Raw genomic sequence first — 21,789 nt, 5'->3', positions numbered from 1 at the left:
TTTGTTTAACGCTCGCCGCGGCGATAGGGCTGCATCAGGGCCTGTGGAACGCGTGCGCGGCGCGCCATGACGATTAACGCTACAATCGACATGATATAGGGGATCATCAGGAAAAGCTGATAAGGAACGACCTTGCCGTAAACCGTCTGTAAGCGCAGCTGGAACGCGTCAAACAGCGCGAAGAGCAGAGCGCCTAAAAGCGCGCGTGCGGGCTTCCACGAGGCAAATACGACGAGTGCAATACACACCCAGCCGCGTCCCTGCATCATGGTTGGGAAGAACGAGTTGAATGCGGAGAGCGTGAGGAACGCACCGCCAACGGCCATCAATGCGCTGCCGAACATGATCGTGAATATACGAACGCGGATCGGGTTAATGCCTTGCGCTTCGGCGGCATGTGGATTTTCGCCAGTCATGCGAATGGCGAGGCCAAGCGGTGTGTGGAAAAGCACGTAACCAAGCAGGAGCGCCAGTGGAATAGCGATCCATGTGAGTGCAGTCTGGGTTCCGAAAACCTGTCCGATAAATGGAATATCCGCAAGCCATGACGGATTGACCGGCTGAAATGGCATGATCGTAGGCGGGGTCGAAGACAATGGCACCAGAAGACGGAACAGGAAGTAGCTGAGGCTCGAAGCAAACAGCGTGATGCCCAGGCCCACCACATGCTGCGACAGGCCGAGCGGCACGGTGAGGGCTGCGTGCAGCAGACCGAACACCGCACCCGATGCTGCGGCTGCAAGTACGCCTACCCAGAGGTCAGCCCCGTTAAAGACCGTCAGCCAGCCGATCATCGCGCCAAAGGTCATGATACCTTCGATGCCCAGATTAAGAACGCCCGCGCGTTCGCAATAAAGCGCGCCGAGCGTGCCGAAAATCAGGGGTGTTGCGATGCGCAGGACCGAGACCCAAAGGCCGGCAGAAAGCAGGATATCCATCAACTCGTTCATCGGGCGATCCTGTATTGGGTGAAGAAAAGTGCTACGAGCATGGCGAGCAGCGAAAGTGCGACGGTGACATCGGCGATGAAGCTTGGAATGCCAATGGCGCGGCTCATTCCATCTGCTCCTACGAACATTGCGGCAGCAAAGAGTGCTGAGAAAATAGCTCCGATGGGGTTCAAATTGGCCAGCATGGCAACAATGATGCCGGAATAACCAAAGCCCGGCGACAGGTCGGTCGTGACATAGCCTTTAACACCCATGACCTGTATTGCACCGGCAAGACCAGCCAGACCACCGGAAATGCAAGCAACTTTGACCAGCGTTTTGCCGAGCGGTACACCAGCGAAACGAGCGGCCTGTGGATTAAGTCCAGCTGCTTTGGTTTCAAGGCCAAAGACAGTGCGCTTCTGCACATAGGCGATGACGAGAGCAAGGGCGATGGCAATCAGAATGCCGATATGGAGCCGCATACCTGACATGATTTTTGGCAGCACGGCTGCGTCCGGTACAGGTTCTGACTGCGGCCAGCCGAAAGCCAGAGGGTCTTTCATTGGCCCTTCGATCATCATCGACACAAAGAGCACTGCGACAAAGTTTAGAAGCAGGGTTGTCACCACTTCATCGACGCCAAAGCGCAGGCGCAGACCGAGTGGGATAAGCAGAAATATCATGCCTGCGATCGCGCCAACAATCAGCAGCAGCGGAATAAGCAAGGGCGCAGGGAGCGCTAATTGCGTACCGCAGGCAACAACTGCAAGGGCGCCCATATAGAACTGACCTTCAGCGCCGATATTCCAGAGCTTGGAACGGAAGGCGACAGCGGCAGCAAGACCCGTCAGCATCAGAGGGGCCGCGCGCGTCAGTGTTTCGGTGATCGAAAGCTTTGTGCCAAATGCACCAATTGCGATCTGGCGGAAAGATTCAAGCACCGGCGCACCGGCAGCTGCAATCAGCAGGCCAGCGAGCACAAAGGCAGCGAGAACAGCGATAACCGGCGCGGTTGCCACCAAAGCCATGGGCCGTGTTTCGCGTCGTTCAATACGCATCAGTTCAGCCCCTTCGAGGTATGTGTCTGCCACTCCCCAGCCATCATCAGGCCCAGTCTTTGCGCATTGGCCTCGGCTGCATCAATCGGTGGTGACAGCTTGCCCTTGACGATGGCCTGCACGCGGTCGGCAAGGCCGATGATTTCGTCAAGGTCTTCCGAGATAAGCAACACGGCAGCCCCCTTGTCACGCGCTTCCAGAATGCGGGCATGAATGGCAGCTACGGCACCTTCATCAAGACCGCGTGTCGGCTGCGCTGCAATCAGAATGCGCGGAGCTGTTTCAAGATTGCGACCCAGGATAAGCTTCTGCATGTTGCCGCCCGAGAGCAGGCGAATACGACTATCAGGCGTGCCGCCACGCACGTCGAAGTCCTTGATGATGCGATCCGTAAATTCACGCGCTGCCGCTCGATTGACCAGAATGCCATTGGAAAACTGCGGATCACGCACGCGTTCAAGCACGGCATTTTCCCAAAGCGTCAGGTCACCGATTGCACCTTCTGCATTGCGATCTTCAGGGATGCGGCCAACACCGTCTGTCACAAATTGACGGGGGTCAAATTTTGTCACCGCTTGTTCGAATAGAGCGAGTGAACCGTTGGCAGGCTGGCTAAGTCCCGAAACAAGACGACCCAGCGCTGCCTGACCATTTCCGGAAACGCCGATGATGCCCAGTGTCTCGCCTGCACGCAGATGAAAATCGAGATCGGTCAAGCGTGTGGCGCCATCCTCTACCACGGTCACGTTCTTTGCCTCGAGCAAAGTCTCACCGGGAGTAGCGGCTGCGCGCGAAGGGCGCGAAACACGGCTACCGACCATAAGTTCAGCCAATTCTTCCTTGGATGTTTCGGACGCTTTGCGCTCAGCCACAAGCTTGCCGCCACGCAAGACCACAACGCGGTCAGCGGCAGACATGACTTCATGCAGCTTATGCGAAATGAAAATGAGCGACAGGCCCTGACGCGCCATTTCTTTCAAAGTCGCAAAAAGGCTTTCGGCTTCCTGGGTGGTCAGAACGGCAGTCGGCTCGTCGAGGATGAGAATGTCCGCGTCATTATATAGCGCTTTGAGAATTTCCACGCGCTGCTGCTCGCCGACCGAAAGATCACCAAGCCGCGCATCGGGATCGACCTGCAGGCCAAAGCGCTTGGCGATTTCTGCGATCTTGGCATGAGCAGCGCCATGCGCTGACTTCAGCTTCCAGAGGCTTTCGGTGCCGGTGATGATGTTTTCCAGAACCGTGAGATTGGGAGCCAGCGTAAAATGCTGATGCACCATGCCAACGCCCGCATCGATTGCGGCGCGTGGCTTACCTTGCGGGATTTCGGCGCCCTTGACGAAAACGCGGCCTTCATCGGGAACATAATGGCCGAAGAGGATATTCATCAGTGTGGTTTTGCCAGCGCCGTTTTCACCCAGGAAAGCGAGGATCTCACCACGCTCAAGCTTTAACGAAATATCGTCATTGGCGGTCAGTGAGCCGAACCGCTTGGTGATGTTTTGCAGTTCAAGAACTGTGGTGGTCATGTGTTCAACCCCGCAACGGGAAATTTGTGCTGCCAGCGATGGTCCTCTTCCATCAGCTCGCCAAGGTTCAAGAGAAGATTGTCCGCTCCCATCGGTGCAATCAACTGAATTGCAAGCGGCATACCGTTTGCGTCCTCGCCAAAAGGCATGGAAAGCGCCGGGAAGCCTGAAATATTGGCCAATGCCGCATAAGGGGCAAATGCATTCATCTTATGCCAATGTGCGTCCACATCGTCGTGATCCATCGCGTATGAGCCGATGGGCTGCGGACCTCGCGCCAGCATCGGCGTAATCAGCACATCTATATCATGGAAAATCTGCCAAAGCTGATAGGCGGTCGTGACGCCACCATTCATCGCGTCGTAGAGTTCGACTGCGCTCATCTTGCGCCCGCGTGATGCCACGGCCTGTGTTAGTCTTTCGAGCTTTGCTTCATCAATGGAAAATGCATCAATCGCAGATGCCAGATTGGCCGAAATAATCCGGTCAAAAGCCGTCGCGCTGGCATCGACAGGTGATGAAAGCGCGTCTGCATCGATCGTGCGGATTGTGTGGCCCTGCGTTTCCAGAAAACGAGCCGCATCGGCAACAACTTGCTGGCGTTCTTCTGTCACGGGGTATTTGGTCAAATCGCCCGAAACAACGCCGATGCGCAACTTCGAAAGGTTCGTGCCCGATGCGAAGGCGACATCGGGAAGGAAGCTTTCGGTGTTTCCAGCGACCAGTGGGAAGAGGGCTTTTGCATCGCGGATTGAACGACACAGCGCAAATTCGCTTGCGATACCTGCGAGGTAATTACCGAAATGTGGACCAGCTGGCATAGCACCGCGGCTTGGCTTGAGGCCGATTAGCCCGCAGGTTGCCGCTGGAACGCGGATCGAGCCTCCAGCATCGGTTGCATGGGCTATTGACACGATGCCTGCTGCCACGGCTGCGGCAGCGCCGCCGGATGAGCCGGCAGGCGAAAGTTTTTCATCCAAAGGGTGGCGAGCGAGAGGGCCATCCACTGGTTCGCTTGCAAGCGCCATACCGAATTCGGGAACGGTTGTCGTCCCGAAGAAATTAAGCCCGGCTTTGCGTAAACGGGCAGCGAGTTCTGAATCAAGTTCGCGCGGTGCATCTGCGCAGGCACGTGAGCCAAGCCGGATCGGCAGGCCAGCGCAGGGGCCGCCAAGATCTTTGAAAAGCGACGGCACACCGGCAAATGGAGCATTGTGATCAAAAGCGATCGCATTTCTGCGCCCCAACTCTTCGTCGAGATATGCAATGGCGCCCAGAGGGCGCCATTTTTCTGCGGTTTCAATCGCGGCATCCATAGCCTCTCGTGCGGTCAAAACGCCTTTCGCAATCGCTTCTGCGAGCGCTGTTGCATCCTGTTGCTTGATATCGAGTGCCACGTCTGCTGTCCTGAAATCGATTACTTAGGTTCAGCCGGATTTGGCTCGATCTTGAAAGTGCCAGCCTTGATCTCGGCGCGACGTGCTTCCATTTTGGCTTCGACTTCTGCTGGTGCTGAGCCCTTGACATAAACGATGTCGTTGCCGCCTTCCTTCATCAGGCTGAATGGCGTGTAATCCTTGCCGGTCGGCGTTCCTGCCTTAACGTCAGCAATGGCTGCATTGAGGATCGGGCGGAAATACCACATCGCATTGGCGAAGACGGTGTCCGGGTAGCGTGGCGTGTAATCGATCAGCGAACCGATTGCCTTGATGCCGCGTTCCTTGGCCGCGTCTGCCGTACCGATACGCTCGCCAAACAGGATATCTGCACCGGCGTCGATCTGGGCAAGACCAGCTTCACGGGCCTTTGGTGGATCAAAGAATGTGCCGATGAATGAAGCATTGAACTTTGCATCCGGGCGGGTTTCTTTAACGCCATCCTGGAAAGCATTGATGAGCATGTTGACTTCCGGAATTGGCACAGCGCCAACCGAGCCAAAAGTGCCCGACTTGCTCATGCCGCCTGCGAGCATACCTGCAAGATATGCGGCTTCAAAATTCCAGGTGCCGAAGACGCCGAAATTGTCGCCCTGTGGCTTGCCGGAAGAGCCCATGATGAATGTCGTCTGCGGATAGTCGCCTGCAACCTGGCGTGCTTCACGTTCGACAGCATAGGATTCGCCGACGATCAGCTTGATGCCTTGTTCGGCATATTCGCGCATGGCGCGTGGATAATCGCTGGCAGAAACGCCTTCTGAGAAGACATATTCGATGACGCCTTCGTCATGTGCCTGCTTGAGTGCTTCATGAAGGCGCGAATTCCATGCGTTTTCAACTGGTGACGCGTGAATGCCTGCGACTTTCAGTTTCTCATCTGCTGCAAAAACGCGGGTTGAAATTGCTGTTACGCCGAATGCCGCAGACATTGCAAGAACGCTGCGGCGTGTGAGTTTGGACGTTGTAGTCATGGGAACCCCTCTTGGGTGATGTGTAGACGTGCAATTATGCGCGACTGATTGCTCTGCCTCTTTTCTCGAGACTTATGAACAACGTCACGTATTTCAGACGAATCTGCCGTTAATTCAAGCGCTTTTATCAGGCGATTGAAAAAGAGGCACTGGTTTTTCGTCGTATCTTTGTGGGTATATCATCCTTGTGGTGCATAGTCGGAACCGTCGACTGATGAAGGACGACCTTCAAGGTTGAGTGCGCTGACACGCTGCGGAGTTTCAGCGATGATCTTGCCGTGTTTCACAACTGTCAGACGGTTTGCCTTGAGACGCAGAGCTTCCAGCGGGTCGCGTGCCTGAAGGACCACGAAATCTGCATTGCAACCTTTTTCAAGGCCATAGCCTTCAAGGCCAAGTGCCTTTGCCGAATTAACAGTGAGAGAGTTGAAGACCTGCTTCTTCCCTTCAATCGACGTCATCTGTGCGACATGAACGGCCATGTGGCCTACTTCGAGCATGTCACCTGAACCCATCGAATACCAAGGGTCCATCACACAGTCATGGCCAAAGGCCACGTTGACGCCAGCTGCCATCAGTTCAGGCACGCGGGTCATGCCGCGACGCTTCGGGTAGGTGTCGGCACGGCCCTGCAGGGTGATGTTGATCAGCGGGTTTGGAATTGCGTTCATCTGAGCTTCCGCAATGAGCGGAATGAGCTTGGAAACGTAATAATTGTCCATTGAGTGCATGGAGGTGAGATGCGAGCCAGATACACGGCCCTGCAAACCAAAACGCATCGTTTGTGCAGCCAGTGTCTCAACATGGCGCGACATTGGATCGTCGGTCTCGTCGCAGTGGATGTCAACGGGCAGTCCACGCTCCGCTGCAATGCGGCAGAGCTCTTCAAGCGAGGCCGCACCATCCGACATGGTGCGTTCGAAATGCGGAATGCCGCCTACGACATCAAGGCCCATATCGAGCGAACGGTTGACGAGATCGACAGCGCCGGGCGAACGATAATAGCCATCCTGCGGAAACGCCACGAGCTGGAGGTCGATATAAGGTTTCACCTTTTCGCGGACTTCGATCATAGCCTCAGCCGTGAGAAGGCGCGGATCGCTGACATCGACATGGCTGCGAATGGCAAGCAGGCCTTGGCTTACGGCCAGATCGCAATAACGCAAGGCACGCTCGACCATGGCTTTCACCGTCAGCATTGGCTTTAATTCGCCCCAAAGCGCAATGCCTTCCAGTAGCGTGCCCGAGCGGTTTAAGCGTGGCAGGCCGAGCGACAGGGTCGCATCCATATGGAAATGAGGGTCGACGAAAGGCGGTGTGACGAGACGATCAGAAGCGTCGATTTCCTTGGCGGCCTGATGTTCACCCTTGGATGGCACAATATCGGCAATCTTGCCGTCCTTGACCAGAATGTCCTGCTTTTCACGTCCGTCGGGAAGATTGGCGTTTCTCACAATCAAATCGAACATCGGCGGACCTTTCATATTTTGGCAGGGTGAGCGGCGGGCGGGACGCAGGCTCATTTTTCATTGCCTTATACCCAACGTTAATCGGGCGCAATGCTAACGGAGCCATAAGGGGTCGTCATCCGCAACGTAAAATGCTAGGCCCCCAGAATATTGCTTACAGGGTAGCCATGTTCACCATCAGCCGCATTGAAATCCTCACGCAGGAGATAAAAAAGAGCCGCTTTTTGGGTGTGGCCGCTCCTGTGGCCAATGAACAGGCAGCAAAAGATTTTCTGGCTGAGCATTCCGATCCCGCTGCCAATCACAATTGCTGGGCATGGCGTATCGGGCAGAACTATCGCTTCAGCGACGATGGCGAACCGAGCGGCACGGCAGGCAAGCCCATTCTGCAGGCAATAGACGGGCAGCAGCTCGATAATATCGTGGTTGTGGTCACGCGCTGGTTCGGAGGCATTTTGCTGGGCAGTGGCGGATTGATGCGTGCATATGGCGGCACGGCTGCCATGTGTCTGCGTCAGGCGGACAAGACCGAAGTGATCCCGTTAATCGGCTTTTCGCTTGCCTGCGATTTTTCCGACCATGCGCTTTTGAAAGCGCGACTTACAGCTGTCGAGCATGTGACGATTGCGAATGAAAATTTCACGGCAACCGGTGTCGAAATCACCGGCGCGATGCCGCTCGCAGTTCAAAGTGAGCTGGCGCAGCTTGCCACCGATCTTACGCGCGGCAAGACGATCATCAAATTTGACGATTGATCAGGGCGCATCCCGAAAAGTGTGAAACGGTTTTCGGGCAAAGATGCGCGTAAAGTAAAAATTAGAGCGCGATGCGCTCTAAGAGAGCTGTGACTTCCGAAGTGCTTCTGCCGAATAGTGCTTGCGCTTGTCTTCATACATCAGCAGGTCAGCCCGCTTCGCAACAGTTTCCAGTTTTTCGCCTTGCATACTGGTAGCGGCGCCCATCGAGAGCTCAATTTTGAGCTGCGAATAATACTGATTGTTGATGTCGACCAACCGGCGGATGTCTTCCATGACAGCATCTGCACCGCGCTCATCCACATAAGGCAGCACGACTGCGAATTCGTCGCCGCCGATACGGGCAGCATGGCCGGGCAGATTCACCGCTTCATTAAGCACTTCGCCGATGCGCCGCAGCAAGCCGTCGCCGCTGGCGTGACCGAGCTGGTCATTGGCTGCTTTCAAACCGTTGAGATCGATAATGATGATGGAAACGGGCGTATGGCCCTTGCGCTCAAGTCGGTTCAATTCATCAACATAGAATGCACGGTTATGCAGCTTGGTCAGCACATCATGCTTGCCGAGATATTCGAGATAGGCTTCGGCCTTTTTGCGCGCCGTAATGTCAGCAAGCGCAACCTGAACCAGCGACCAATCGTCTTCGTGGCCGGGTAGCACCGAGAACTGCAGCAAGAGGTGGCGCTCGGTGCCATCAAGCGCATAATTGACCACTTCGCGGCGCTGAAAATATACACCATTCCAGAGATCGATCAGTTGCTCGCGGAAATTTGTCTCCATATCGTCTTTGAAGACGTTAGGCAGATTTTTGAGCAGGGTTTGTTTGTCGGGTGCGAGAAACAGATCCAGTGTTTCCCGATTAATATCCAGAACCCGGATTTCACTCATGCATTGACGCACAAACTCCGGATGGACGTCGGTGAAAACGCGGAAATCGACAATGCCACGCTCTCGAATGTCATTCATCAATTGCTTTATGCGGCTGAAATCCTCAACCCAAAGCGAGACGGGTGAATGTTCGAACAAGCCTTCGGCGTGTTGCTTATGCTTATATTGCTCGCGTCGTGCTTCTTCGCGTGCCGTCACATCTTCAATCGAAAGCAGAACCCGGTCCCAGCTATCCTCATGGCCCGGCAGAACCACGCCTTTCAGCTGAATGTCGAGACGTTTACCACTGAGTGAATAATTCACTGTATCGCTGGTGAAGGCATTGTCGCCATTCCAGAGCTGAACCATTTCTTCGATATGCGGATCGAGCATATCGTCACGGAAAACACGCTCCAGATTTTCGATCAAGTGATTGACATCGCGTGCTTCGTAAAGCGATAGGGTTTTTCGATTGACCTTTAGAACACGGATGAGACTTGTGCAGATGCGCAAGCGGGTCGTGTCTTCGTAAAGAAACGCTCTGAAATCCGTAACGCCGAGTTTGCGCCATTGCTCGAACTGCGCTCGCAATCCGCTATAGTCCTCAAGCCACAGGGAAATTGGCGCCAACTCAAAGACACTGGCACCGTCATTCAAGGCAGATTCAATATTCATAGTCGGCTCTAAACCTGAGGCGTCCGTGCAATGAGCGCAGATCATAACGGAAAATAATCGATGCCTTATATTACGCGATGACAAGTTAGACCAGCAATTATGTAGGATGACGTGTTTATTAACCAAAACTCGTAGCGATTGCTTAAAGGGCAGTTTGGTAGAGACAAGCCCATGAATAACAATTATCGATTGTAGCGAAGACTAATCATTGTTCATTTGTGCTCTCGTTTTATTCGTTGCCAAGGGGGCTTGGCTGACGAGAGTTGCCGGGGCGGGTTTGAGGATAATGACTAAAAATGGATGAGCGGCTAAAAAGCCAGGAAGTGCCTTTGGCCGTAGACCTCGACGGAACACTGGTCGCGACAGATCTTCTATGGGAAAGCGCTTTCATTCTTTTGAAGCGGAACCCTTTGTTTCTGTTTTTGTTTCCAATCTGGTTGCTGTCTGGCAAGGCCAACTTGAAGCAGCAGATTGCGAGCCGCATTTCAATGGATGCGGGTTTGTTACCTTATCGTCGGGATTTTCTGGATTATCTACGTCAGGAGCATATGCGTGGCCGCAGGCTCGTGCTGGCGACAGCTGCAGCAGAACCTCTTGCCCAAGCGGTGGCGGCGGAACTCGGCATTTTCGAAGCAGTGCTTGCGACGAGCGGGAAGACCAACCTGTCATCGCATCGTAAGGCAAAGGCGCTGAACGAGAACTATGGTCCGAAAGGCTTTGACTACGCCGGCAACGACCGCGCGGATCTCGCGGTCTTTGCGGCAGCACGTGAGGCGGTTGTCGTGGCTCCCGACCGCTCAGCCTCGCGCTTTCAGAAAGCCAATGGCAGCCGACTGTTTGAAAATAATTCCAAGGGTATCAAACCCTATCTGAAAATGTTGCGTGTCCATCAGTGGCTAAAGAACCTGCTGGTGTTTGTGCCCGCAATCCTTGCCCATACAATCTTTTACCCTGATGTATTGCTGTCTTCGATTCTGGCTTTCACCGCATTTTCCGCTGCGGCCTCTGCGATCTATATTCTCAATGATATCATTGATCTGCCGCTAGACCGTCAGCACGCTCGTAAGAAATTACGCCCCTTTGCTAGCGGGACGCTCAGTATCCCGTTTGGGCTTAAGGTTTCGGCTTTGCTGCTGTTGATAGCAGCTGCGACATGCTTCTTCTTGCCGCCTGAGTTTGCACTGGTCATAGGCCTTTACCTGATCGCAACGACTGCTTACTCATTAGCGCTCAAGCGGATGTTGCTGGTCGACGTAATCTGCCTTGCGGCGCTTTATACACTGCGACTATTGGGGGGGACAACGGCGACAGATATTCCGCAGTCATTCTGGCTGATGGCATTTGCCATGTTCTTCTTTCTGTCACTTGCGCTGGTCAAACGCTATGTCGAGCTACAAAACTCGACGGCGACGGAAAAAGACCGCATTGCTGGCCGCGGTTATCGCCCTGAGGATATTGATATTGTCGGGCAAAGTGGCGTGGCCTCCGGCTTTACGGCCGTCGTGGTTTTGGCGCTTTATATCAACAGTTCCGCAGTCCAGCAGCTATACACTTATCCATGGCTTATCTGGCCGCTTGTTCCGATCGTGCTCTATATCATCATCCGCGTGTGGATTTTGGCGCATCGCAAGGAAATGGACGACGATCCTGTTGTGTTTCTCGCCAATGACTGGCGCAGTCAGGTGGTGATCGCCATTGGTGCAGTCCTTCTGTTCGTAGCCGGAATGCGGTAATGGAACAGTCTTTCGACAGCTTTGGACGCATTGATCGCGGCAAGCGCAACGCGATTGCGTTCGACGATGTATTTTCCAAACTGGAAGGCCCAGAAACGCTGCTGGCTTTCGGCAATGGAAGGTCTTATGGCGACAGCTGCCATAATGATGCGGGTTTGCTTGTGCCGATGGGGGCGCACAATCGGATTGTCAGTTTTGACCCGCATACCGGAATTCTGGAAGCGGAATCCGGCGCGCTGTTGAGCGAAATTATCCAGGCAGTTGCCAAATACGGCTATTTTCTGCCGGTAACGCCCGGTACGCGCTTTGTGACGCTTGGCGGCGCAATCGCCAATGACGTACACGGCAAGAACCACCATTTGCGCGGAACATTCGGAAGCCACGTCGAGAGCCTGGAGCTGCTTCGTTCTGATGGTGTGCATTACATTTGCTCAAGCGCTGAAAACGCCGAGCTCTTCGCGGCAACGATTGGTGGTATGGGTCTGACAGGGCTTATCCTCAATGCTCGTATCCGTCTGATGCCGGTTGGGTCGCTGGATGTAGAAGAACGCATCACACCGTTTAAAAGCCTGTCTGAGTATTTCGCAATTGCGGAAGAAGCCGACCGCGACAATGAATATGCAGTGGCCTGGGTGGATCAACTGGCAACTGGTCGCTCGGAAGGGCGCGGTGTTTTGATGACCGGGCATCACGCGATCAATGGCAACCGTAGCGTGAACAGTGGTGGGGCGCGGTTCGGTGTCCCGTTCGATCTGCCATTTTCGATGCTCAATAAGCTGAGCCTGACGGCATTCAACACTCTCTATTTTCATGCAAAACGCCGCAAGCAGGAGCCGCATCTGACAGGCTTTGCGAGCTTCTTCTATCCGCTGGATGGTTTGCGCAATTGGAACCGCTTTTATGGCCCAGCCGGGTTATATCAGCATCAGAGCGTCCTACCTTTTGAGGCGGCTGAGAAGGCCATCCCGGCAATGCTGACAGCAAGTCGTGATGCCGGACAGTCCTCTTTTCTGACAGTTCTCAAGCGTTTCGGCGATCTGCATTCTCCGGGGCTGCTGTCATTTCCAAAGCCCGGTTATACGCTTACGATGGATTTTCCCAATCGCGGTCGCAAGACTCTTGATCTGCTGGACCAGCTTGACAAAATGACCGTTGAGGCAGGCGGGCGCGTTAATCCATACAAGGATCAGCGCATGAGTGCTGAAACATTCAAGGCAGGCTTTCCAGAGTGGCAGCAGCTTGAAGACATGCGCGATGCGCGGTTCTGCTCCGATTTCTGGCGGCGTACCGCATTAAAAAATTAACCACGGGACAGACGATGAAATATATCCCATTCATTCTCTTCACGGTCATGACCAATGCGGCAGCACAGTTACTGCTCAAATACGGCATGATGACGTTCAGTAATGCCAGCTATACAGCGGATACGTTGATTTACCGGATCTTTCAGATTGTCTTTAATCCGTGGGTTTTCGCTGGTTTGACCATGTTCGTGATTTCCATGGCATCACATATGTACGTGCTCTCAAAAGTCGATTTGTCTTTTGCCTATCCTTTTTTGAGTCTTGCCTATGTCGCTGTGGCAGTTTTCGCATGGCTTTTGTTCAAGGAAGAACTGGGCGCGTATAAGATTGCGGGCATCGCCTTCATTTGCATTGGAACAGTGCTGATCGCGCAGAGCGGCAAGACGCCGAATGCCGAACAGAACGTGGCGGTTCAAGACCGTTCAGCATCATAAATTTAAGGTTGGGGCAGGATTATGAGACATATTATTTTCGGTGGCGATGGCTTTGTGGGGCGTTATCTGGCTCCCATGCTTCTCGCTGACGGGCATGAAGTGATCGTCGCAGACATCGTGAAAAGCGATCTCGCGCATTATGCGCAAGCAACTTTCGTGCATACGGATGTGACCGACCCGGAAGCAATCCGCAAGCTTGGGCTTCGCGCCGACGATATGATCTATAATCTCTCGGCCAAAATGCTTTCGCCGCTTCAAGTGCGGGCCAAGCGTCACGATTTCTTCTTTCCGGTCAACTATTACGGTACGGAAAATATCATCAAGGCAATGGACGAGGCTGGTGCAAAGCGCCTCGTGCATTTCACCACTGACATGGTTTATGGCCACACTTATGTCTGGCCGCAGAAGGAAGACCACCCATGCAATCCGCTGGGCGAGTATGGCCTGTCGAAGCTAAAGACCGAGGAATTGGCTGCAGAATGGCGCAAGAAAGGGATGAACATTTCGCTGTTCCGTCCGCGCCTGATTATCGGACCCGGACGCCTTGGCATTCTGGAAAAGCTGTTCAAGCTGATCGATAACAACCTGCCGGTGCCGATGATCGGTTCTGGCAAAAATCCCTATCAGTTCATTTCCGTGTTCGACTGTGCGTCTGCTTGCTATGCTGCTTTCAAGGCAGGCGTGCCGAACGAGGTTTATAATTTAGGCTCGCTCAATCCGCCGCCAGTACGCAAATTGCTCGGCGATCTGGTCAAACACGCAGGCTCGAAGTCCATTCTGGTGCCGACACCAGCCTGGGCGGTTAAGCGCACGCTGGATTTCCTTGACTGGCTTAACAAGCCTTTGATGGACCCAGAGCAATATCTGATTGCTGACGAAATGTGCGTTCTCGATGTGTCGAAAGGCGAGCGGGAACTCGGCTGGGTGCCGCAATATCGCGATGAAGACATGCTGATCGCAGCCTATAGCGAATATCACAAAAAACTTGCATCGAAGGCAGCGTGAGGACAGGCCATGACCAATCAAGTAATAACAAATACCACGCCCAAGCCGAAGCTTTTGACGGTTGAAGACGCCAAGGCGCTTGACCTGCCACGCATGACAGAGCTTTTCACTGGACACCTTAATCCGGGACAGCTTCATTTCATGAAGCTGCTTGGCTTTCACAAGGTGAAAATCGAGCGTGCCGAAGGCATGTATTATTATGACCAGAATGGTCGCAAGATTCTCGATTTCTTCGGTGGCTTCGGGTCTCTGGCACTAGGGCACAATCATCCGCGTATTCTGGAAGCCCGCCGCAAGTTTCAGGAAGAAATGCGGCATGAAATCGCCATCGCTTTCATGTCGCAATATGCGGCGGCCCTTGCCTATGACATTGCAGCCTGCTCGCCGGGCGATCTTGATATGGTGTTCTTGGGCTCGTCCGGCTCGGAAGCTATGGAAGCTGCGATCAAGGTTGCAGAACGTGCTGCAGGGCCGAAGAAGCCGAAGATCGTCTATGCCGAAAATTCTTTCCACGGCAAAACCAAGGGTGTGCTGTCGATCACCGATGGCGGGCTTTATCGTGGTGAGTTCAAGCTGGTCGACAATACGGTGCGCGTACCGTTCGGCGATATTGAGTCAATCGAGAATGCGTTACGCTCAGACCCTGAAATTGGCGTCATCGTGCTTGAAACCGTTCAAGGCGGCGGCGGCATTATTCAGGCCGATACCGCATTCTGGCAGAAGCTGCGCCAGCTCTGTGACCAGTATGGTGTGATCTGGGTTGCCGATGAAGTGCAGTGCGGCTTTGGCCGTACCGGAAAGTTCTATGCCTTTGAACATTACGGCGTCATTCCGGATGTTACTGCCCTTGCCAAGTCGCTGGGTGGCGGCAAGACGGCTATGGCCGCGATGATTGCCAAGCGCGACGTCTATATGAAAGCCTATGGTACGCCGAAGACGGCGATGATCCATGCAATGGCAACTTTTGGCGGCATTGGTGAAGCCTGCATCACCTCGATCGAGACGATCAACGTGCTTTACGACGAGCATCTCATCGATAACTCGGCGGAAACCGGCGATTATCTGCTGGAGCGCCTGAATGAGCTGCACGCACGTTATCCTAAACTCATCAAGGAAGTGCGCGGCAAGGGCATGATGGTTGGGCTGGAGTTCCATGACTTCTCCAACGCAATGCCAATGGTACTTCGTCCTGTGTTGGCGATGCTTGATGACAAGCTGAAAGGCTCGTTGCCGGGCTTTATCGGCAGTCATCTGCTGCGTGATCACGGCGTACTGGTGGCTTTCACCGAATATAATCGCAACGTGATCCGCCTTGAGCCACCACTGATTTGTGGACGCGCGCATGTTGATGAGTTCATCACAGCGCTTGATGAAATTCTTGGACGCGGCATTGTCGGCATCGTCAAGGACTTCGTAAAAGCGCAGATCAAGTAAAGAGAAAAGCCGGGTAAATCCCGGCTTTTTTATTGTTTAAGTATGCCGGGGCGTAGCAATAAATCCCAGCAAGGGTCGAGCGCAACCACATCGCGATCTTTGAGTGCATCGGCATAGATTTCCTGTAAGGCAAGGCGAGATGTCGTCATCGGGCACTTAGGCCGCAATATCCCATCAGTTGCTTCAACTGCGGCCTTTGTCTCCGGTGTCATTGCTCCGACGGTGCGGAAAGGGTCAGCACCGATCTGGATTTTCCGGGTGGCTTCTCGGTTGAGGAGCCACGGAAACGGATCGGTGAAGTCGAGTGTCATCAGCGTTTTTAACTGGATGCTGTTTTCTTTCTCGAATTTTTTGAGCGCCTTGACCGCTTCATCAACCGAGATAAGCCAGTAAATCTGATAGTCGAGCTCGGAATAAAGCCGCCAGCTTGGCAGTTGTCCTTGCTGTGCCAGTGCCTCATAAGGTGCAGAATAATCCGCATAATGCTGCGGCAGGAGTTTCGCCCGCTCCATCATATCGGCTCTGGTTGAAACCTGAGCCATGTTTTTCAGCTCGGTAACGGGCAGCTGAACATAGGTTGGGGCGACAGCAATTGCGCGCAACACCTTATGCTCAACCTTGCTGACCGTGGGAACCGCGATGAAAGCTGTAAGGATCAGCACAGTCATCTTGATTTTATTGTCGCTCAACGGCTTGATGCGTTGCCAGATCATCAGCAGAACTGGCCACAGAAAAATGAATTCCTGACTGCCCGTGTTTTGTGTTTCGACAAAAACCCCGCCGACAACGGTGATTGCGAGCCAAACTGAGCCGCGATCGAAAAAGCGGGTTGGCGTAATGTTGTGGCGTGTTTCGAGCCAGAACAGCACAAGAACCAGAACGCCTGCTGGCAGAATAACATCGAGCTTGCCGGATATGACGGTGAGAAAACGTGGCAGCAACGCTGCTTCGTTTAGCACGAGCAATTGGCCGATATCTGCGAGATAGGCGGATATCATATGGCCATTGAGTTCCAGTCCGGCGAGCACCAGAAGGGCTGCGATAATGGCGATCAGCACGTTACTTATTGAGATCCGCCCGGCAAGAAGGGCTGTAAATCCGAAAAGCCCTCCAACGAGAAAACCAGTGATCTTTGTCAGGAACAGGCAAAGCATCGTCGCGGCACATAACAGTGCAAGCTTTCTACCGTTGGGCATGAAAATAAGCCCGGCGGCCAGCACATAAAGCAGCAGACACACTTGCCGGTTATAAATGCCGAAGCCGTCGAGACCCGGAAAAGATGTTTCAAACTGAGCGTTTGCCGGAGAGATGGCGAAAATCAGAAACGGGATCAGCAATGCGAAAGCGGTGGATCGGCTTTGACGATCGACATCGGCAAGAACGACAGCCATCAATGGTGCTGCGACTATGAGTGTCGACCATTGCGCGAGCAGCATTGGCTGTGCGTAGGAAAACACGTTCAGTCCCCAGGCGAACAGATAGTACCCGAGTGGCCCTGCAGGGGTGAAGAAATCAACCGACGGAATTTGCCCGGTGTCTATCCGCCGCGCTGCATCGAGATAGATATAGGTGTCCCAATACATTGGGCCGATTGGCACAACTAGCGGCAGGACCAAAAGGACGACAAGCAAGGCAAGAATGAGCACCATCCAGAAGATCGGGCCGCTTATAAAACGGGATCTTCCAGATTGGTTATCCGGCATTGAAGAGACCGAAGCTTTCAAATTCTGCCCCCGCTTCCTTGAAAATGGTCCAACTTTATACTCTTTCTAACTCCCAGACGTTTAAAAACTCCAAAACACGTCTTGCGCTTGCGATATACAACAATATGGTGCCGCGAAGAATTGACCCGGAGTTGAATGTTGCAGAGCGTCGATGTTTTGGTGATAGGCGCTGGCGCTGCTGGCATGATGTGCGCGATTGAAGCCGCGAAGCGCGGGCGTTCTGTGCTGGTGCTGGATCATGCGAAAAAGCCGGGTGACAAAATCCGTATCTCGGGCGGTGGCCGCTGCAACTTCACCAATATCCATGCAAGCCCGAAGAACTTTCTGTCGCAGAACAAACACTTCTGCATTTCCGCACTGAGCCGCTATACCCAGCGCGACTTCATCAAACTCGTTGAGCGTTATCGGATTGCCTATCACGAAAAGACGCTTGGGCAGCTTTTCTGCGATGGTTCGGCAACACAGATCATCGATATGTTGCTTGATGAGATGCATCGCTACGGCGCGCGTTTGCAGCTTGAAACAGCAATTGAGAATGTCGAGAAGACCGAGCGCGGTTTTGTTATTCGCCATTCGGGCGGCACAGTTTCAGCGAAATCGCTGGTTATTGCTAGCGGTGGCAAGTCGATCCCGAAGATGGGAGCGACCGGCTTTGGCTACGAGATTGCCACGCGCTTTGGTCTTCGTATGGTCGAGACACGTCCCGGTCTGGTGCCTCTGACATTTGAACCGCATCTCCTCGAACGGCTAAAGCCGCTTGCAGGTGTTGCCGTTGATGCAGTTGTTTCGTGCAAAAAGACGAATTTTGCAGAGGCAATGCTGTTCACGCATCGCGGCATCAGTGGCCCGTCTATTCTGCAGATCTCCTCTTATTGGCGTGAAGGGGATGAAATTGTCATTTCCATGCTGCCGCAGACCGATCTGTTTGAAGCGCTGCGCGAACAGCGGTCCAAAAATGGTAAGCAGGCTCTACAAACCGCACTTTCCTATGTCATACCCAAAAAGTTGGCCCAGCTTATTGCCGCAGATTTTCCAGCGAGCAATCTCGCTGACCTGTCAGATGCCGTGTTGCGCCGCGCCGCTGCTGCGGTCAATGACTGGCGTGTGAAACCGGCAGGATCAGAAGGCTATCGCACGGCTGAGGTCACTTTGGGCGGTGTCGATACGCGCGATCTTGATTCTAAAACGATGGAAGCAAAGAACGTTCCCGGCCTCTATTTCATAGGCGAAGTGGTCGATGTCACCGGCTGGCTTGGTGGCTACAACTTCCAATGGGCATGGTCGTCCGGCTGGAGTGCTGGGCAGGTCGCTTAATTCTTGATCAGACTTGCATCGAGCTTTGGCGGATATTCGAGTTCGATTTCGTTCTCAGCATAGATGAAACCGCTGAGGGCCGGATCTGTTATGATTGGGATGACGCGGTATTTGCCATCGGGCAGATTTGCCGGGAAAAACAGCGGATAGGAATCCTGACCGTCTTCACTGTGGTAAATCACATATTTTCCGTCTCGTTGCTCAATCGGATTATCGTCGATCATGTGGCTTTCGCCGGGTTTAAGCGTCGGGCCTGAAATGTCATAGAGCTTGTGCGCGACGCGCGTGCCGTTGTCGCCATTGAACAAAAGAAACAGTTCTGCGTTGGTGAGTTCCATATCCGTATCGCCGGTGTTTTTCACGGTCAGCGTGAATAGGTTGCGATAGTAGTCAGGGTTTTCCGCGGTGTCTTTATAGTCGGAAAGGGCAAGAGAGGCCATTTGTGGCTTGGTGCCATCGGTGTCGTAGCGGGCAACAAGATCATAGGCTTGCGTGAGCGAGATCCAGCCTTGAGACATGCCGGTGCTGCCCTCACGAGCAAATTTCATGAAATCGCCACTGAATGCCAAAATGCGGACGGTTTCGCCTTCCAGAAGATAAGCAGGCGTGCGGGTCTGTGGATCGGGTTTGCTATATATTTCCAGCTTGGTGACCGGAACAGTCCAGCTATTCTCGGTGTCATCCTGGGCTGCGATTGTTTCCAGCGTGACGTTGCCTTCCCGATCATAGGTTATCATGCGGGCCGGTTTGTCGATGTAAGGCCAGTGCCAGGCTTCTTCTTTCGCGCGCGATTGTTCCAGCAAATGAGGCGAACCATCCGGATCAATCTGAACGATATCGACACGCCTATCGTCGTCGCCCTCAAAATAGCAGCTGCTTTTGATGGCGTTCTGGCTTTCAATCAGCTCGACATTCCACAATCCACTGCAGTTGAGTCGATCGTTGAATTCTTCCGGGAGATTAAGCGATGCGTAGGATTTTCTGTCAGCGTCATAGAGAAAGATGCCGAAGCCAGTATCCGGACTGTCGCTGGTTGTTGCGCCAATTGCGACATCGGGAAAGCCGTCAAAATTATAGTCAGCGACAGTGAAGCTGGGTTCACCTTCAAAATTTTTAGCCCACTCGGCATCGATCATCACAAGCTCTGAACCATCAGGTTGCACGATCACATAGCCTCTATCTGTCTTTGCGACATGCGCTTCGACATCCGTATCGGGTGTGAGTTGCAGCAGTGTGCTTTGCGCAAGCGAAGTGCCGGTGAAGCCAACCGAGAGGCAAACAAAGGCAAGTCCAAACAGTGAAGAGCGGGAAAACTGTGTCATCTTGAACGCGTTTTTTATGAAGGAATAAGCCTGTTTACCTTATTCCACCAGAAAGTGGGAGTGTCCGCATTCATTATCTTCAAGCCGTTTCAATCGCTTGAGTGTGTCGTCCCGTCGCGCTCGGCGGAACGCGCTTGTTACCTGGGTGCGATTCGCGTATCGCCTAGAGTAACGGATGAGGATGGAGGTTCGTCCGAATGCCGCAAAGAAATTCCCCCCTGGCGCCGTTCCAATACGGAACTTTTCGCGCGCTCTGGTCTGCGACACTATTTTCAAATCTTGGCGGTCTCGTGCAAACAGTCGGCGCGGGCTGGATGATGGCTACCATTGCGCGCTCCGATGATATGGTCGCGCTGGTTCAGGCCTCTACAACGCTGCCTGTGATGATTTTCTCGGTTGCGGCTGGCGCGCTTGCCGATAATTTCGACCGCCGCCGCATCATGTTGACCGCGCAGGTTTTGCTTCTTCTGGTTTCTGTCGTGCTTGCGGTGTCCGCCTATCTTGGCATCCTTACGCCATGGATGCTGCTTGGGTTTACCTTCCTCATCGGCTGCGGTGGCGCTTTGCACAATCCGTCATGGCAAGCTTCGATGGGCGATATTGTCCCGCGAACCGATCTGCCTGCCGCCGTTGCGCTCAATTCCATGAGCTTCAATTTGATGCGCAGCATCGGACCGGCCATTGGCGGTGCGATCGTTGCAGTCGCCGGTGCTGCTTTTGCCTTTATCTTCAATGCATTCAGCTATTGCGCGCTCATCCTCGCGCTCTGGCGCTGGCAGCCACAGATAGCAAAATCCACCTTGCCGCGTGAAGCACTCGGCCCGGCGATGGTAGCAGGGCTGCGTTACGTCTCCATGTCGCCCAATCTTTTGAAAGTCATGTTTCGCGGCTTTCTATTCGGTTTGTCTGCGATTGTGATTCTTGCGCTTTTGCCGCTTGTGGCGCGTGATCTCGTTCAGGGGACCGCACTTACCTATGGCATCATGCTCGGCTTTTTCGGCATTGGTGCCATTGGTGGCGCGCTTTCAAGTGCTCGTCTGCGCGAATTGCTCGGTAATGAATGGCTGGTCCGCAGCGCCTTTGCTGCCTTCGCGGTCAGCTGTCTTTTGCTTTCGGTCAGTCGCAGCATATGGATGAGCTGTATTTTCTTACTTCCGGCTGGTCTGTCCTGGGTTTTAGCTCTTTCGCTTTTCAATGTGACGGTTCAGCTATCGACCCCTCGCTGGGTAGTTGGTCGCGCACTGGCTCTTTATCAGACTGCTACGTTTGGTGGCATGGCAGCAGGCAGCTGGCTTTGGGGGGCGGTGGCTGACGAGTTTGGTGTGCCCGGTGCCTTGATGGCTGCAGCGGGAGTTTTGCTGTTCGGAGCGCTTGTCGGGTTTTTATTACCACAGCCGGAATTTGAATCGCTCAATCTCGATCCGCTTAATCGTTTCAGCGAACCCAAGCTGCGGCTTGATCTTCGATCACGCAGCGGCCCGATCATGATCATGGTCGACTATAAGATCGCTCAGGAAGACGTGCCGGCTTTTCTGGCTGCAATGGCATTGAGACGACGCATTCGCATTCGCGACGGCGCGCGACAATGGGCTTTGCTGCGCGATCTCGAAAACCCTGAAACCTGGACGGAGAGTTATCACGTTCCGACATGGGTGGAATATGTGCGCCACAATCAGCGACGCACGCAGTCAGATGCCGAAGTGTCAGAAAGACTTCTGGCGCTGCATAAAGGGGCAACGCCCCCGTTAGTGCACCGTATGATTGAGCGGCAGACTGTATCCATCCACGATGACATGCCGCTCAAAGCGCATCTCGATTTACACTAGG

17 protein-coding genes are annotated in these 21,789 nt (G+C 53.8%); 8 read left to right on the top strand and 9 right to left on the bottom strand.

Annotated features, from left to right (window positions below; translation table 11 throughout):
• Positions 1-5 precede the first annotated feature (5 nt).
• From RT142_RS17660 to RT142_RS17635, 6 genes are all read right to left on the bottom strand, one after another.
• Positions 6-950: an ABC transporter permease gene (locus RT142_RS17660; protein ID WP_113486912.1), complete on the bottom strand. Its 945-nt coding sequence runs from the start codon at positions 948-950 to the stop codon at positions 6-8.
• Positions 947-1,990: an ABC transporter permease gene (locus RT142_RS17655; RefSeq protein WP_007877789.1), complete on the bottom strand. Its 1,044-nt coding sequence runs from the start codon at positions 1,988-1,990 to the stop codon at positions 947-949. The genes RT142_RS17660 and RT142_RS17655 overlap by 4 nt, the downstream gene beginning before the upstream one ends.
• On the bottom strand, positions 1,990-3,519 hold the full coding sequence (locus RT142_RS17650; RefSeq protein WP_313030300.1) for an ABC transporter ATP-binding protein: 1,530 nt from the start codon (positions 3,517-3,519) through the stop codon (positions 1,990-1,992). Before RT142_RS17650 ends, RT142_RS17655 begins: the two co-directional genes overlap by 1 nt.
• Positions 3,516-4,916 carry an amidase gene (locus RT142_RS17645; RefSeq protein WP_313030298.1) on the bottom strand — a complete coding sequence of 467 codons (1,401 nt, stop codon included), beginning with the start codon at positions 4,914-4,916 and terminating at the stop codon, positions 3,516-3,518. Before RT142_RS17645 ends, RT142_RS17650 begins: the two co-directional genes overlap by 4 nt.
• Before the next feature lie 20 nt (positions 4,917-4,936).
• Entirely contained in the window at positions 4,937-5,926 is a 990-nt protein-coding gene (locus tag RT142_RS17640) for a BMP family protein (RefSeq protein ID WP_007877792.1), read from the bottom strand.
• A 179-nt stretch (positions 5,927-6,105) separates the two neighbouring features.
• On the bottom strand, positions 6,106-7,395 hold the full coding sequence (locus RT142_RS17635; protein WP_313030295.1) for an amidohydrolase family protein: 1,290 nt from the start codon (positions 7,393-7,395) through the stop codon (positions 6,106-6,108).
• 167 nt (positions 7,396-7,562) lie between these two features.
• On the opposite strand from RT142_RS17635, the gene RT142_RS17630 reads away from it, so the two are divergent.
• Entirely contained in the window at positions 7,563-8,150 is a 588-nt protein-coding gene (locus RT142_RS17630; protein ID WP_064321223.1) for an IMPACT family protein, read from the top strand.
• Positions 8,151-8,228: 78 nt separating this feature from the next.
• Here RT142_RS17630 and RT142_RS17625 read toward each other — a convergent pair whose 3' ends face one another.
• Positions 8,229-9,692 carry a GGDEF domain-containing protein gene (locus tag RT142_RS17625; RefSeq protein ID WP_064321222.1) on the bottom strand — a complete coding sequence of 488 codons (1,464 nt, stop codon included), beginning with the start codon at positions 9,690-9,692 and terminating at the stop codon, positions 8,229-8,231.
• 296 nt (positions 9,693-9,988) lie between these two features.
• On the opposite strand from RT142_RS17625, the gene RT142_RS17620 reads away from it, so the two are divergent.
• From RT142_RS17620 to RT142_RS17600, 5 genes are read left to right on the top strand one after another with little or no spacing between them, the layout of a single operon-like run.
• Positions 9,989-11,425: a UbiA family prenyltransferase gene (locus RT142_RS17620; RefSeq protein ID WP_113159772.1), complete on the top strand. Its 1,437-nt coding sequence runs from the start codon at positions 9,989-9,991 to the stop codon at positions 11,423-11,425.
• Positions 11,425-12,729, top strand: a complete 1,305-nt coding sequence (locus RT142_RS17615; RefSeq protein ID WP_113159773.1) for an FAD-dependent oxidoreductase — start codon at positions 11,425-11,427, stop codon at positions 12,727-12,729. The genes RT142_RS17620 and RT142_RS17615 overlap by 1 nt, the downstream gene beginning before the upstream one ends.
• Before the next feature lie 14 nt (positions 12,730-12,743).
• Positions 12,744-13,163 (top strand): EamA family transporter, encoded by a 420-nt coding sequence (locus RT142_RS17610; protein ID WP_064321219.1) that lies wholly within the window; start codon positions 12,744-12,746, stop codon positions 13,161-13,163.
• Between the two features lie 21 nt (positions 13,164-13,184).
• Positions 13,185-14,168, top strand: a complete 984-nt coding sequence (locus RT142_RS17605) for an NAD-dependent epimerase/dehydratase family protein (protein WP_113159774.1) — start codon at positions 13,185-13,187, stop codon at positions 14,166-14,168.
• 9 nt (positions 14,169-14,177) lie between these two features.
• A complete protein-coding gene (locus RT142_RS17600; protein ID WP_313030291.1) occupies positions 14,178-15,602 on the top strand; it encodes an aspartate aminotransferase family protein in 1,425 nt (474 codons plus the stop codon).
• A gap of 29 nt (positions 15,603-15,631) precedes the next feature.
• Here RT142_RS17600 and RT142_RS17595 read toward each other — a convergent pair whose 3' ends face one another.
• Entirely contained in the window at positions 15,632-17,305 is a 1,674-nt protein-coding gene (locus RT142_RS17595; RefSeq protein ID WP_409558589.1) for a hypothetical protein, read from the bottom strand.
• Positions 17,306-17,464: 159 nt separating this feature from the next.
• On the opposite strand from RT142_RS17595, the gene RT142_RS17590 reads away from it, so the two are divergent.
• Complete coding sequence (locus RT142_RS17590) at positions 17,465-18,640, top strand: NAD(P)/FAD-dependent oxidoreductase (protein WP_313030340.1); 1,176 nt, start codon at positions 17,465-17,467, stop codon at positions 18,638-18,640.
• Here RT142_RS17590 and RT142_RS17585 read toward each other — a convergent pair.
• Positions 18,637-19,962 carry a hypothetical protein gene (locus RT142_RS17585; RefSeq protein WP_313030288.1) on the bottom strand — a complete coding sequence of 442 codons (1,326 nt, stop codon included), beginning with the start codon at positions 19,960-19,962 and terminating at the stop codon, positions 18,637-18,639. The genes RT142_RS17590 and RT142_RS17585 overlap by 4 nt on opposite strands.
• A gap of 197 nt (positions 19,963-20,159) precedes the next feature.
• Between RT142_RS17585 and RT142_RS17580 the strand changes: the two genes are divergently transcribed.
• Positions 20,160-21,788, top strand: a complete 1,629-nt coding sequence (locus tag RT142_RS17580; protein ID WP_105519992.1) for an MFS transporter — start codon at positions 20,160-20,162, stop codon at positions 21,786-21,788.
• Position 21,789 lies beyond the last annotated feature (1 nt).

The sequence above is a fragment of the Brucella sp. genome, assembly GCF_032066345.1.
GTDB lineage: Bacteria > Pseudomonadota > Alphaproteobacteria > Rhizobiales > Rhizobiaceae > Brucella > Brucella pseudogrignonensis.
This window is presented reverse-complemented; position numbering and strand designations above follow the sequence as displayed.